General features: G+C 45.3%; 13 protein-coding genes. 2 read left to right on the top strand and 11 right to left on the bottom strand.

The genetic code is table 11. The annotated features are described in order from the left end of the window. Window positions 1-73: 73 nt before the first annotated feature. Window positions 74-1,513 carry a DHA2 family efflux MFS transporter permease subunit gene (locus MKX40_RS14025; RefSeq protein ID WP_339243059.1) on the top strand — a complete coding sequence of 480 codons (1,440 nt, stop codon included), beginning with the start codon at window positions 74-76 and terminating at the stop codon, window positions 1,511-1,513. A gap of 97 nt (window positions 1,514-1,610) precedes the next feature. Here the strand turns inward: MKX40_RS14025 and MKX40_RS14020 are convergent, their stop codons facing one another. From MKX40_RS14020 to MKX40_RS14010, 3 genes are all read right to left on the bottom strand, one after another. After that, complete coding sequence (locus MKX40_RS14020; protein ID WP_339242448.1) at window positions 1,611-2,843, bottom strand: cytochrome P450; 1,233 nt, start codon at window positions 2,841-2,843, stop codon at window positions 1,611-1,613. A 211-nt stretch (window positions 2,844-3,054) separates the two neighbouring features. Next, the gene (locus MKX40_RS14015; protein WP_339242447.1) at window positions 3,055-3,342 is read right to left on the bottom strand and encodes a hypothetical protein; all 288 of its coding nucleotides are present in this window, start codon (window positions 3,340-3,342) and stop codon (window positions 3,055-3,057) included. Beyond that, the gene (locus MKX40_RS14010) at window positions 3,339-4,481 is read right to left on the bottom strand and encodes an FAD-binding oxidoreductase (RefSeq protein WP_339242444.1); all 1,143 of its coding nucleotides are present in this window, start codon (window positions 4,479-4,481) and stop codon (window positions 3,339-3,341) included. Before MKX40_RS14010 ends, MKX40_RS14015 begins: the two co-directional genes overlap by 4 nt. Before the next feature lie 293 nt (window positions 4,482-4,774). Between MKX40_RS14010 and MKX40_RS14005 the strand changes: the two genes are divergently transcribed. Continuing rightward, window positions 4,775-5,590 carry an AraC family transcriptional regulator gene (locus MKX40_RS14005; RefSeq protein WP_339242443.1) on the top strand — a complete coding sequence of 272 codons (816 nt, stop codon included), beginning with the start codon at window positions 4,775-4,777 and terminating at the stop codon, window positions 5,588-5,590. On the opposite strand, the gene MKX40_RS14000 is transcribed toward MKX40_RS14005, so the two are convergent. From MKX40_RS14000 to MKX40_RS13965, 8 genes are all read right to left on the bottom strand, one after another. Next, complete coding sequence (locus MKX40_RS14000) at window positions 5,587-6,228, bottom strand: HAD family hydrolase (protein WP_339242441.1); 642 nt, start codon at window positions 6,226-6,228, stop codon at window positions 5,587-5,589. The genes MKX40_RS14005 and MKX40_RS14000 overlap by 4 nt on opposite strands. A gap of 39 nt (window positions 6,229-6,267) precedes the next feature. Next, window positions 6,268-6,861: a DUF1349 domain-containing protein gene (locus MKX40_RS13995; protein WP_339242439.1), complete on the bottom strand. Its 594-nt coding sequence runs from the start codon at window positions 6,859-6,861 to the stop codon at window positions 6,268-6,270. 79 nt (window positions 6,862-6,940) lie between these two features. After that, window positions 6,941-8,185 (bottom strand): MFS transporter, encoded by a 1,245-nt coding sequence (locus MKX40_RS13990; protein WP_339242437.1) that lies wholly within the window; start codon window positions 8,183-8,185, stop codon window positions 6,941-6,943. Window positions 8,186-8,277: 92 nt separating this feature from the next. Next, window positions 8,278-9,309, bottom strand: coding sequence for an alcohol dehydrogenase catalytic domain-containing protein (locus tag MKX40_RS13985; protein WP_339242435.1), 1,032 nt, complete (start codon window positions 9,307-9,309; stop codon window positions 8,278-8,280). Between the two features lie 41 nt (window positions 9,310-9,350). Further along, window positions 9,351-10,658 carry an aminotransferase class III-fold pyridoxal phosphate-dependent enzyme gene (locus tag MKX40_RS13980; RefSeq protein WP_339242433.1) on the bottom strand — a complete coding sequence of 436 codons (1,308 nt, stop codon included), beginning with the start codon at window positions 10,656-10,658 and terminating at the stop codon, window positions 9,351-9,353. 37 nt (window positions 10,659-10,695) lie between these two features. Continuing rightward, window positions 10,696-11,850: a glycosyltransferase gene (locus tag MKX40_RS13975; RefSeq protein WP_339242431.1), complete on the bottom strand. Its 1,155-nt coding sequence runs from the start codon at window positions 11,848-11,850 to the stop codon at window positions 10,696-10,698. A 355-nt stretch (window positions 11,851-12,205) separates the two neighbouring features. Next, window positions 12,206-12,772, bottom strand: coding sequence for a helix-turn-helix domain-containing protein (locus tag MKX40_RS13970; protein ID WP_339242429.1), 567 nt, complete (start codon window positions 12,770-12,772; stop codon window positions 12,206-12,208). Between the two features lie 217 nt (window positions 12,773-12,989). Beyond that, window positions 12,990-14,468: an Lsa family ABC-F type ribosomal protection protein gene (locus MKX40_RS13965; protein ID WP_339242427.1), complete on the bottom strand. Its 1,479-nt coding sequence runs from the start codon at window positions 14,466-14,468 to the stop codon at window positions 12,990-12,992. Between the last annotated feature and the right edge of the window lie 362 nt (window positions 14,469-14,830).

The raw sequence follows: 14,830 nt of genomic DNA, 5'->3' as shown, positions 1-14,830 counted from the left end.
AGGATGAAAAGGATTGAGTCAGGTTAAGTTACAAGATGAATCTTCCGTAAAGAAAGGCCCTATTCTGTTTATCATGATTCTGGGAGCCTTCCTTGCAACGTTGAATCAAACGATCATGAGTGTCGCTACACCGGAACTGATGGGTGATTTTAACATCTCCGCCGCAACAGCACAATGGTTAACGACAGGTTACATGCTGGTAAACGGGGTGCTGATCCCCATTACAGCCTACTTCATGCAACGCTTTTCAACCAAGCAATTATTCCAAGCTTCGATGTTTATTTTCCTAATCGGTACCATCGTATCCGCTCTTGCAACCAACTTCGGCACATTGCTGACAGGTCGCATGATTCAGGCAGCAGGTGCTGGGATTATCATGCCACTCTTGATGCACGTTATTTTGACCTTGTTTGCCCCTGAGAAACGAGGTTCAGCTATGGGTATGGTTGGTTTTGCGATCATTTTCGCTCCTGCCATCGGACCTACCCTTGCCGGTTATATTCTGGAGAACTACTCTTGGCAAACGATGTTTTATGGCATGATTCCATTAACACTTATTGTCATTGCCTTTGCCTTTGTATACCTGAAGAATGTATCCGAACGGGTCAACACCAAGTTCGATACGATCAGCGTGGTGTTGTCCACCATCGGATTCGGCGCATTGCTGTATGGATTCAGCAGAGCAGGAAGTCTGGGATGGTCAAGTGCAGAAGTACTTATCTGTATTGCTGCTGGTCTTGTTGCACTTGCGCTTTTCACTTGGCGTCAGCTCGTTTCGGAAGACCCATTGCTTGATCTGCGGGCTTTCAAGTACAACATGTTCTCCCTGACCACGGTCATAAGTATCGCAATTACCATGATCATGTATGCTGACATGATGTTGCTTCCCTTGTACCTCCAGAATGCACGTGGTTACACTGCACTGGAGTCCGGATTATTACTCCTTCCGGGTGCCCTTTTTATGGGCTTCCTGATGCCTGTAGCCGGAAAATTGTTTGATCGATTTGGAGCAAAATGGCTCGCTGTTATCGGGATGGTTATCACCATTGTGACCACCATTGGTTTCATCGATTTATCGGATTCAACCAGTTATGGTTACCTGGTGTTAATGTCGACCGGCCGCCGAATTGGTATGGCTTTGCTCATGATGCCGATTCAAACTGCGGGGCTTAACCAACTGCCACCAAGACTGGGTGCACACGGTACAGCCATCTCCAACACCGTCAGACAAGTTGCTGGCGCTGTAGGTACTTCATTGCTCGTGAGTGTCATGACCTCACGTACAACAGCACATATAGAGGATATGATGGCAACTGGTGCAGCCAATGGCCTCAGTCAACAACAGTTGGCTACCGAGTCCATGATTCAAGGTATCAATGATGCGTATGTTGTTATCATCGGTATCGCTGTCGTGGGATTGATTCTTTCCTTCTTTATTAAACGCACCAAACAAGCCAAAGAGGAAGAAGTCAAACAGGTTATCAGACAAAAGGTTTCGATGAATTCAAATTAAGTTATCCAGCCTCATACTTGCATAACAAAGCGGCAGACCAAGACGTTCACGTCTGATCTGCCGCTTTTTAGGTTGTCCAATGATGAAACTCATTCCCTTAGCCGACAATCTTCACTGGCAGATGGGTCAGTGACTGTCCCGGAGCTGAAGCAGCCAGATTATCCTCCAGATCAAAAGACTCCACGGGTTCAATCCGAGCAATCTTCTCTACAAATGCAGTCAAGGCAATACTTAATTCCATTCGCGCCAGCGGAGCACCCAGACAAAAGTGTGGACCATTACCAAAGGTAAGATGTCTTTTATTATTATGACGATGAATGTTTAACTCAAACGGGTTTTCAAACATCTGCTCATCCATATTGGCTGCACTCATCCAGGAAATGACAACATCCCCTTTTTTCAAGTCCACTCCAAGCAGTTGGTTATCCTGCTTCACTGTTCGATGCCGCTTGGCATTATGAAACCGATAACGAAGCATTTCTTCCACTGCTAGCGGCACCAATTCAGGATTCTGTCTAAGCTGTTCATACAGACTCGGATCATCGTACAGGAAGGAATAGAACGTATTGGAAACCATATGGCTCGTTGTCTCAATACCAGCTCCAAGTAAAAGCATGGTCGTGCGAACAACCTCATCTTCCGTGAACTTCTCCCCTTCAACTTCAACACTCAACAGATCCGTAATGATATCCTCACCAGGATGGGTCCGTTTATGAACCACTATAGGATAGAGAAATTGATAATACTCTTGAGCTGCCGTCTGTTTTTTCTGTTCACTCTCCTCAGCAGTCTTCGGATTGGTGGGTTGAAACAGAATATCTACCCAGTTCTTAAAGCGATGACTGTCTGTAAGAGGGATACCAAGTAGATCGGCCATAACCATCGAAGGCAGGGGAGCGGCCAGCGCCTGAACCATATCAATGGTCGTATTCGGTTTAATATCAGCTACGAGCTGCTGTGCAATGTTGCGAATTCGTGGCTCCCAGTTTTTCAGACTACGCGGTGTAAAAGCAGCGGATAACAACGAACGACTTTTTTGATGACGGGGCGGATCGATACTTGAAATGTTTAATTTGTCCGGAGGTGTGCCTTCGTTGTTCTTCGCTCCGACCGCAATGGTCGTTCGAGTTCCTTCAGCTGAGAAATACTCATGATTGCTTAGGACCTGCTTCACATCATCGTATCTGAACACATTCCAGGTATCTGTATCTTCGTGATAGTACACAGGATGATCGGACAACATTTGTTGAAACCAGTGAAGTGGAAAAAACTCTTCAGATCTGGTCTGGAACCCTGTGATGTCCTCAACACGTATCACTTCTTTATACATTCGAAAGCCACCTCTCAGAATAGTTTCATGATTGGTTACATGGGTACCTGAATTGACAGTTCTGCACCCACTTCTATTTTATACCACCCGTTCATTTATTGGTATAAATAATTTGAACTAAATCAACAAAACCCCTTGAATAAGGGGTTTTGTTGTATACATATCGTATATTTTATTGTCAGAGTTTCAGAAAACACGAGATATGAGCCGATTAATCGCCCAGTTTCACCAATGCTTCCTCTAGCTGATTCAGCTGTGCAGACAGGATTTCAATCAAGTTCTGCGTCTGACTAGCCTTCTCCTTTAAGAATTGCTCGTCCGAACCGACTTTCGATGCATTACCGATTGGTGATGACTTCAATTCCGACATTTCCCGCTCGTATGTTTCTTGTTTCTCCATAGCGATTCGCAGTTCTTCTTTTGTCGTACCAATCTGATGCTCCAGATATATAATGTCGGACGAGTTCGCTCCATCGGATAAACGTTGTGAATAGGTCATGACTCACCTCTTTCCATCTCATCCATTGCTTTGCCAACATTGTACGGCTCAATATCGATATCCAGTTCCATGCCAAGAGCCAATTTGGCCAATTGACTCCCGATAAATGGCCCCATGGTCAAGCCAGAGGCACCCAGGCCATTCGCCGTAATCAGCCCCAGCCACCCCGGCACAGCTCCCATTACGGGCAGAAATCCAGGTGTGAACGGACGGAATCCAACTCGCACTTCCTGGAATGTGCTGTTTGTGAGACCCGGTGCCAGTTCCAGGCCTTTATTCAAAACCTCCTGCATACCTCCTGCAGTTACTCTTGTATCATAACCTTCAACATCATTTTCATGAGTGGCCCCAATCACAATCTTCTGTTGATCAAAGGCCAACAGATATTGATCTGACGGGGGCATAATCACAGGCCAGCGGCCTGTATCCGCCTCCTCCGTGACATGCAAATGCATAATCTGTGCCTTTTGATAGTGCACTTTAAAGTGTATTCCGAGAGGCTTCAGGAGTGTATTGGCCCACGCACCTGCACATACAACGACTTCATCTGCCAGCAAATGCTGATCATTAACACTCACACCAATGACCCGATCTGCTTCGAATTGAAGCGTGGCGTCTCCATGGACCACTTTCGCTCCATTACGCTGTGCAGACCGGATTAAGGCATCCCGCAGCGCCCGTCCATCTATACGTGCAGCACCGCTAATATGTACCGATTGATAACGTTCATCTAGCAATGGAAAACGATCACGGGTTCCTTTGGCATCAAGAGGTGTAATCTCACCAATCTCCGGTGCATCTGCTTTTCGAAGCTGTGCCCGTTCTTCCATTTTGTTGATTTTATCCTCATCCGTATGAATGCTGAGCGCGCCCACTTGAGCATATCCGGTTTCCGTTTCTCCTTCTTCCTCAAGCTCCGCTATGATACCAGGATAGAATCGCGCACCAGCCTTGGCGAGCTGATACCAGTCCTGGTTGCGTCGCTGTGACAACCATGGACAGATGATACCGGCTGCTGCATCGGTTGCCTGTCCTATATCTTTTCGATCTATGATGATTACTTCTGCGCCCCGTTTGGCTAATTGATAGGCTGTTGATGCCCCCAGAATACCCGATCCAACTACGATGACTTTCTTCATGTTTGCATCCCTTTCCTTAATCACTCATCCGTTATAGCGTATACTGTTTCGCATTCTGTTGGCAAGGCAAGCGTACTTTCAGGTCCATAAATGGAGACTGATCTGACTGCGGTTCATGCTAGTCCATCCAGATAAAACAGTTGCATCGTTTTTTTGAAAACGTTTTATTATCACTTGCCATTCAATTAAAATTATTCCATTTATGTAATATAATTCATTCTAGGTTTCTTTTAACGCTGTAACCACGCCACTTACGCACATGATCCTTTAACGAAAAGAGGAATAACACGACGATGCCGAAACCTAGCATGGGGAATCCACTGGATACCGATATGCCGCTCATGATTACAGGGCAAAACCAGTTGACCGTTGATGAATTGATGAATTGGAGCGACCATTCACGGGATTACAGCATTGTACAGTGCATCGGAGGAACAGGGCGAATCGCAGCTAAGAATCATGAATTTTCGATCAAAAAAGGGACAGCTCTCATTTTGTTTCCGGAGGTAACATACCGTTACCACAATCTGAGTGATTCATTACGATTTGATTGTCTGTCTTTCAATGGCTATTTATTACCACGATTCTTGCATACCTTGCAGATCGGGGAGCTGCGCGCCTTCAAGCCGGATGGAATGCTTCATATCCTGTTGCATGAAATTACGTTGGCGCTGCAGTCCCGGCACAAGGATCAGATCTGGCACGTATCCGCATTACTGTACATGCTTTTGGTCAGATTAACCATTGAAGGTGAACGCTATAGTGCTTACGAACGTTCCAATGCCCGATTACGGTTGGATGAACTCATTACTTTTATCAAACAAAATTATCATCAGGATCTCTCTCTCCCTATGTTGGCTGAGCAGATGGACGTGACCGAACAACACCTGAATCGGATATTTAAAAAAGAATTCCAAATGACTCCATTGGAGTATTTGATGCGATATCGGTTGTTGAAAGCCAAGGAAATGCTTATTGAAAATGATGCAACTACGGCTCATGAAATAGCGCATGCCGTTGGATTTAACAGTGCCAGTTACTTTGGATCGGTGTTCAAAAAATACGAAGGGATCTCCCCGATCGAGCTACGCAAGCAATATCTGGATTAGAGAATCTCCATATCAATCTCGGCCAGCGAGGATAACCGCAGTTCATGCATGGCGAATTCCAGACTACGCGTTACCTCGTTAGGCACGATGATGCAACGAATACCTGCGGCGTTGGCTGCCTTCAGTCCGTTAGGAGAGTCTTCGAACACAATCGCTTCCGAAGCCTCGATTCCCAGACTCTGGAGAGCAAGAAGGTACAGTTCAGGATCAGGTTTCACTCGCTTCACATCTTCAGATGTATGAACGACTTTGAAATAATCAAAAATGCCTAATTTCTTCAAGTAACCATGAACCCAGTCCCGTGTGGAGCTGGAAGCAACGGCAAGCTGAATCCCCTTTTCCCTCGCAGACTGAAGCAATTCATTCACCCCTGGAAGAATAGCCGCCTGTCCCAAATAAGCTTCGTATTTCTGTTCTGAGAGCAGTTTGATATGCTCATGATCAATTTTTCTTTGAAGCGCCTGCTCCAGATACAAAAAAGGATGAAATTCCTCAAAGGACGTTCCCACATTTTTCGACCATAGGTCCAGACCAAGTTCAACACCGTGCTCTTCATAGATATCGCGAAACGCATAATACCACGGCGTCTCTGTATCCACAATGAGTCCATCAAAATCAAATATGAAAGCTTTTACCATGAACCTGTTCTCCCTCCAATGATCGGCCGGGGGAGCGGATTAGAAGCGTGCAGTCAAGTCCGGACGAGTAACATTGACAGACAAAAAGTGACATGTACAGCCCGTTCCAGTCGGCGATTGTGCAACTAATCCAGCTCGAAGTTCCCCTTGTGTCGGCATGCCGAAATATCGAATAAGTTTCCACTCTTCCCCATCAGGAGAATAAAAGAATGATATGCAGTCCTCTACTTTGCGTATACGCAGATAGGGATTAGATACAGAGACTTCAACCGAATTACAATCATCGGATGAACCATCACGTGTGACCACCGACACGATGGTAGGTGCTTTTCCATCATACTCAAAACAAATTTTGCACCAATTGAGATCATCCGCCATGACCATCAGGCATCCGGAATCATATTGATTTTTCATATCTACGGTTAACTGGGTTGTGATTTCGAAGTCACTAGGTACAGGCATGGACAGGAAGGGTGCAGTTGCACGAATATGCTTGCCCGCAGGGTCCTGGAAAAAGTCAGTATCCGCTTTCGCTTCCACCACCACACCTCCCTGATCCGTGTAGGACCAGCTCTCGGGCTCGTTCATCCAGCTCCACTGATTCCGCGCTTCTGTTGTCATTATGTTCGTCATTCCGTATCCTCCCAAGTGAAGTTAATTTTTAGTTTTTTCTGTACTACATATTCGATTCATATACAGAAAACCCCTTCTTCTACATATTTTTGTAAGGTTTCAGCACTTGGGAGTGCTTTTGTGGATCAGGCAGGAAGAACATGATGATCATGAGTACGATGTATAGACCAAGAATGACACTGAACAACAGCGTTGGATTGTGATGGTAGAGCAAGCCCGTCAGGTAACCCGATGGAATAGCTGTTAACGTCATAACCGTCTGCACAGCCGAGAACATGTCGGCTTTTTCATGCGTCCCCAATCGGTTCATCAGCAGGGAATCTCGATACGTCTGCAAAATGAAGTTACCCGCAGCGAGCACGATTAGCGTGAGAAACAACATGCCTATATTCCCCACCGGAATCAACAGAAAGAGAATGGCCCCCGCCGTACTAAGCACAATGGAAAAACCAACATACTTCTCTTCCGAACGCCGTTTCAGTCGCGGAATAATGACCAGATAGAGCAGCATGACGGTTACCGCAGTCACCACTGGGATAAACGAAATGACACGGTCATCGAATTTCAACTGTTCCTTGAAGAAAATGACCTGAAAGAAATTCAGCTGCAAAATCAGATTCGACAACACCGTAATCAGAATGATCGGGAACAGTCTTCGTTTATAGAACGATTTGCCGAACAGGCGCAGACTGGCTCCCAAGCTCTGAAGCACGCGAGTTTTACTATGCAATCCCATAAGCTCCTTACCAACCTCGGTCTCATCCGTGTATCGATTACGAATGAAAAACATGGCCGTCATGAGGATGCCCCCGACAAAGTAAATGCTGGCCAGTGTAGGTACAATTCCAAAATCAGCTATAACAACTCCTGCAATTGGCGTAAGTACCCCGGCTCCTGTAATAATCATGTTGAGAATAGCAAATACCTTGGATCGTTTGTGTTCCTCAACATCCTCTATGATCAGACAGTTAAAGGCAACCGTTACAAACTTCGATGTTGCGTTAAGCAAGTAGGCGATCAGAAACAGCCAGAAGTTCTGGGAGAAAGCCCAGATGAACATAGGAACACTCCAGGCAAGCAGGTCGAAGATCAGCGTTGTTCGTTTACGCCCCAGCTTATTGGTAATGGAACCCGCAAACAATTGAAAGATAAAAGCAAAATAAAGATTCACCGAATTGATTAAACCGATTTCGATATCCGAAAGTCCGGCTTCCTTCATATATAAAGGAGCGTAGAAGAGAACGATCGTGCCCGGAATGGCCCATACCGGTTCGAGTAAAATGGAGTAGCGTGGATTCTTCGGCAAATCTTGAAGCAATTTCAATCGATATCCCTTCCTTCTGCGGTTTTCACCGCTGCGAATTACAACTTCTCGCAGCGGCAAACCCGCTAATGTCTACATGCCTATAGTACCTCTTATAGGATAAGAGCTGTTTTGACCGAGTTCATCGGCAATTTCTCTCCAGTATGCATGTCATAACCAATCGTTCCATTAAAGGCCCGTTCATAATCACTCAGCAGTTCTTTGGCTGTCACCATTTGTTCCAGCTCCGGGATGCTTTGGGCAAATTTCAGTGCCGTGCTGATCATCGAGTGGTTAGCAACTGCACCAATGATACTGATGCCATCATTAATCACGGCTGTTGATTTGAAAGTCACCTCATAGCTGTCGTCATATCCCATCGGAATAATCTTTCCACCTTTGGCAATCATCTCAAATCCCACATGAAGCTGGTTACCAACCGCGTCCACCACAATATCAAACTTCTTGTTATTATTGATCTCGTATACTTGATCCAGTGTCAGATCCTGAGGATAGAACACATGATCTGCGATCCCTGAAGCGAACTCTTTGCGATATGGATCAACTTCCGTGCCTACAGTAAGCCTTGCCAATCGTTTACTCACAAGCTGACACAGGGAACCGATTGCACCTGAACCGAGGACCAGCACAGCGTCGCTTGGCTTAGTCCCTGCTTTCATGAACGTCTGAAGCACACATCCCAGTGGTTCGATCATCATGGCCGTTTCCCAGCTCATGGAATCCGGGATGGCATAGATATACTTTTCGTCCCCAACAAAATATTCAGCAAAGGTTCCATGTGTCGTCATCCCTACTTGATAGTCATCAAAATTCTCGCAGTAGATGAACAGACCTTCACGGCAATAGGAGCAGGTTCCGCAAGATTGCGTGGGATCAACCAATACCCGATCGCCAATCTTGAAACCGCGAACTTCTTCACCCACCTCAACAACGGTGCCCACACCCTCATGACCGATAATCGTGCCTTTATTGGCAGGTACTTTGCCTTTGACAATGTTCAGATCTGTACCACAGATACCTGAACCATAGATTTTGATTTTCACCTGGTTTGGCTTTTGAATGGTTGGCTCCTCAATCTCCTGATAAGTCACCTGTTTGAGATCCTGATATACGAGTGCTTTCATTGAATATTCCTCCTAGTTGATTGTGATTTCTAATTTATGGATTAGACTTCAAACGTTTTCGATAATTGCATCGAATGGAGATGTTCCTGCTTCTGAATCTCTTTCCAGTCTGACAGGGTCTGTAACAGTGCTTCCTCAACCCACAGCAATTCTTCCCGTGTATGGGCATCCGAGAAAATAAAGTAACCTTTGGTGAAAATGCCGAAGTGAGCCATTCTCTTCACCATGAACTCGCGGAAAGGGTCCGTTTGAAAGTTATTCTCGGCCAAGGATTGAATGCAGAAGCTCGCATACGTCCCCTTCACTTCCAATTGATCCGTTAATCCAAGTAACACAAGTTCAGATGCCAGACGATCCATAATCCGGGTTGCCGGATCACGCCAGGTCGGCCATACTTTCGCATTTTTCATTAATCGTTCACAGGCAATGGCTGCCGCGAGCGCTGTTGTTTCGCTGGAATGGGCATTGCTGAATCGGACTTGTCCCGACAGAGACATCAAGTGCTCAGGCCCCAAAACCGCTGCGAGCGGTAAACCGTTTGCCATACCTTTGGAGATACAGAGCAGATCAGGCCAGATGTCATATTCTCCTGCTGTAGCCTGTTTGCCCATTCGAATACCGGAAGTAACCTCATCGAATATGATAATGATGTCCAGAGACCGGCATAGGTTCACGACTTCTTCCAGTGCGTCCCTTTTCCACTCGTTGGGACATAAAACAATACATGCGATATCCTCGGGAGATGAGGTAATCTGGGCCTCAATTCGTTCTGCAGTAGGTTTGTTGACCCAGATTGTCGAACGCTCGATATCTACTGGAATGCCCCGTTCTTTCGTCTGGCCACCATAATAACCGTATGCGGACCAATCATGCCACCCATGATAAGCCGTCGCAATAACCTTGCTCTTGCCACTTGCGGCACGAGCAAGTCGTACGGCCCCACTCACTGCATCCGCACCACTCTTGGTGAAGCGCAGCGACGGATAACGACCCTCGAACCGCTCCAAAATTAACTCGGCGCATTCAAGCTCGATGTCGGCCGGTACCGAAAAGCTTGTCCCTTTTTTCAGCTGGTGAATGACGGTTAGTTGGACTTCATGCCTCGCATGGCCCCAAGACGCCGTACCCATGGCCATTTCGCAATCCAGCCATTCATTACCGTCGATATCTGTAAATCGGGATTTGTAGGCCTCTGCACAGCATACGGGTGTATGCCCCGGAAATAAACGTTCAGGTGCTTTGGCTAAAGTGCTGCATCCGCTCGGAATTACCTTTTCGACTTGCTCCAACCACTCCAGATTACGGGTAAATCTTACGGCACGATCGAGCGTGCTCTCTTTTTCTTTCACCTTAAGTACCTCCCTGTTTATTTTCGTTGTGCGTAGATTACCGTACTTTGGTTCCAGGCCAGCATCCATCGTAGATGCGATCCATCGTAATTACATTGCCATACAGATCAATGATCAGATCCTTGGCTCGATGAGCATGTCTCATCTCTATCCAGTAGCGGTTCTCTAATAAACGGGCGAAATTGTCCACCAAGAACAGTAACCGATTCTCACTATGAATCAGTTCCTTACCCAGTACCTGTGGCAGCCAGATGGCCCCGTTGGAATTGAAGCGATTGGAATAGTCACGCACCTCGGTTACATTGGCAAAGTCAGCTTCCTCCAACTTGGTCCAGAATGTATCCGCATCACTGCGAACCTCGGCAAGGTCAATGCCTACAATCGGCAGATGCTGGTATTCAGCTTGACTCTCTAGCTGCGCTTTCAGATGACTGAAAACGAAAGGCCACACATCAGCCTCGATTTGACCGCCCCACTTTTTCCAGAAGCGTGCCAGATTGTTCTTGCGGTTGAAGTTCCGGTGAATGCCGCTGCTGCGTTCCCAGTGATAGGCTTGAATATTCGGATTAATGACTGTATCGTATCCGGCAGCTCGTGCCCGCATCTGATAATCAAAGTCCTCGTACCCGTTAAAGAATTTCTCATCGAGGTTGCCGATGGTCTCGTAGACCTCCCGCTTCATGCCGAACATGGCAAACACCACTAGTTGAACAGAGAAGGTTTCTTTTGGGATATCATCAGGGGATGCGTTCAGGAACAGGTGTCGACCGATGGTGTCTGCAAAAGCAATGCCGCAGTGCTGTACACCTCCGGTTTGCGGATACAGCAGAACGCCTCCAATCATGCCGATTGTAATATCGCTGTCCAGTGTCTCTTTCATCATCGGTTGCCAGTTCGGCTCTAGAATCGTGTCAGAATCCAGGAAGAAAATGTACTCTCCCTTGGCAAGGCTCAGTGCGCTATTAATCGACACGGCGCAACCGAGTGGAAAATCATGCTGAAGAATCTCGATGGTCACACCTTCTTTTACTTCTTGCTTCAGTTTATCCAGATGTTGAAAGACTGCTGAGCCGGAACCGTCGTTGATAAAAATAATCTGAGTGGATGGGCTTACCGTCCGAAGCAACGAATCTGTGAACAGGTTCAAAATGTTATAGTCCTGGTTGACTGGCACAATAATGGTGTAAAGCATGGAATCCCTCCTGATTTGGGTTGATGGAATGAGTACTTGAGCTGATTCTGAACTGGATAATTGCAGGTCGTTCTGTCTGTCCCCCTCGTCTGAATATTTTGTCTTTATTTGGTAATGATTTGAATCTACTAGAAATTTATATCATTTTTTGTAAACTTGAAATCTTAAATTCTGAACCCTGTTAATATTTGAATATTAGTAAAAATCAAGTCCATGATGTCTGTACACTGGGAAAAGCTGTTGCAAACGCAAAAAAACACCCTCAAAGGAGTCTGCATATCTAACGATACGATTGACTGTTTTGAGCGTGTTTTCACTATTAAAATCTAATGTTTTTCCTTCTATTGGCGCTGACCTAGTGCTGCTTAAAACCATGATAAAACGTGTCTACTACAAGCGCTGGAGCTGCTTTTCTCGCGATATGACCACTTACAACCTGCTGCCACGTCAGGAACATGATGGAATACAGCACATCGACAATCCAGGTTTTATCAAGATCGGAGCGGAAATAACCTTTCTGCTGTAACAGACCGACCGCATGCAGTACCGGTTCTCTCAGCTTCAGATCTGCTCCCTCAATCTCTGGATTATAGTTAATGGTGGTGTCATGAGCCAGGAAATATATTTTGTCGCCTAATGGAATCAGCGCCTCGATCAGCTCAGGTATGTACTTTTCACAGTGCTCTTCATCCAGTTGAATTTGTTGCATGGTCTCACTGACCACCTCGATTGCCCGTAACCCCAGATGAACCATGAGCTGTTCGCGGCTTTCCACATATCGATGTAAGGTAGCGATCCCGATTTTTGCAGATTCGGCAATTTCATTCATGGATGCATTCGGTTTTTCAATCAATAATTTGGTGGCCTCGTCCAAAATGGAATTGAGCCTGGTTTGTTTGATTGTGGTCATTTCCTTTTTCATTGGTATTACACCTCTTAGCGAGTATAGTTCAATAATTGATCTGTTCATCCATCATATGATTGGATTAGACTATAAAATTATAGCATACATTCTCACCATATCGAAGTCTGAACGTTACACGCTATCTGCTATACTCTTGCTGTACATATAAAGCTTAAAAGCCGCCATTCGGCGGCTCTTAGCATCGTAACCTTTTAACGCAGTCTGTTGCTGTTGCTTATAGTTCAATAATTTTTGTTGCAATATTGGTACAAAATTCACGATCATGCTCCACAAAAAGCAAGGTCGGTGTATATTCCAGCAACAGGTCTTCGATCTGCATACGTGAGATGACATCTACAAAGTTCAGTGGTTCATCCCAAATGTGCAGATGAGCCCTCTCACTCAGACTTTTGGCAATGAGCACTTTCTTTTTTTGACCTGCACTAAACGTTGAGATATCTTTGTCCAATTGCAGTCTGGAAAAATCCAACTTTCGAAGTATCGATTTAAACAAGCTCTCATCTATCCCCTGTATCGCCGCGTACTCAGCTAATTGGCCTTCGAGATCGGACGTGTCCTGCGACACATACGAGATTTTAAGCTGATGATCCTTACGCAAAAGACCTGTGTAAGCAATATCTTCACCACAGATCAGTTTAAGAATGCTGGATTTGCCAGATCCATTTTTACCGTAAAGGGCAATACGATCTCCTTTTTCAACCGTCATACTGACATCCTTGCACACCGTATTGGCCCCGTACGATATCGACACATGTTCCAATTCTACAAGTTCATTCTTGTGAAAATCCAGCTGATGGATCTGCAGAGATTCTGCACTCTCAATATTTTTGAGAAGTTTGGATTTCTCTTGAATAGCAGATTGCTGCCTTTGTTCAATATTTTTGGAACGTTTCATCATCTTGGCAGCCTTGTGCCCAATATATCCTTTATCCACCTTGGAACCGGAATTTCTCGTACCATTTTTGGTCTTTTCGACTTCATGCGACCATCCACCGGTCCGTTTGGCTGAATCGGATAAACGTTTGATGTCCTTCTTTAATTTCTCATTACTCGCAAGTTCAAACTGATCCTGTCTTCGTTTATTTTCCCACCAGGCGGAGAAATTGCCTTTCTGAATCTCGATGTTACTCTTATTGATGGAAAGGATGTGGTCTACACTTTGATCCAGGAAGGATCGATCATGAGACACCAAAATAAATCCACTCTTGCTGCGGAGATAATCACCTACGATTTGTCTCGCATGAAGATCAAGATGATTGGTTGGTTCATCAATAAGCAGAAACCGATTGTCCTTCAGAAACAAGGCAGCCAGCATCACCTTTGTTTGTTCTCCATTGGATAACGTGTCGAAAGGCCGATACAATACATCTTCCGACACCTTCAACAGGTTAAACTCGCGCACAACTTGCCAGTGCAGATATTCAGGATGAATCTCGCCGATGACATCGATTGTCATGGCTTCCTTATTCTCTACCTGGAAAGGAAAGTATTCAAAGCTAACATTCGCAGAGATATGTCCGCTGTATTCATATTTACCGAGCAACAGATTGAGGAATGTCGTTTTGCCTCTGCCGTTCCTGCCGGTAAAACCCAATTTCCAATCGGAGTCTAACTGAAAACTAACATTTTCAAATATATTATCGTAACTGCCATCATAGGCAAAGGTCAGGTTGGTAACGTTAATTAAAGACATGCTGATCATCCTTTTTATGTGAAATATAAAAGTAAACTGACGGGATTTCACCATTGAACCTGGCATGGATTCCCTCACTTTAATATTTGAACATAATCAGAATTTAGATTCGCTTATACGATAAAGAAACCTGGCGATATAACCTTCAGCGCCAAGTAGATCTATGCATAGGAGGATAAAGTGTCGGATTCTGATTAGCTATATTGTGAACCATGCCATTGTTCAAGTTCGTTGACAGGTCCACATAAACATCTACAACCTCTAATTCTGTCATCCCTTTATCACCCTTTCGAAGCTTAAAATTTAATACAGAAAACTTAACATGGAACAACAACACGGGTCAAGGCGAGAAAGCAGATAGA

Origin of the sequence: Paenibacillus sp. FSL R5-0517 (genome assembly GCF_037974355.1) — a bacterium.
Lineage (GTDB): Bacteria > Bacillota > Bacilli > Paenibacillales > Paenibacillaceae > Paenibacillus.
Note: the sequence above shows the minus strand (reverse complement) of the source record. Positions and strands in the feature narration are given on the sequence as shown.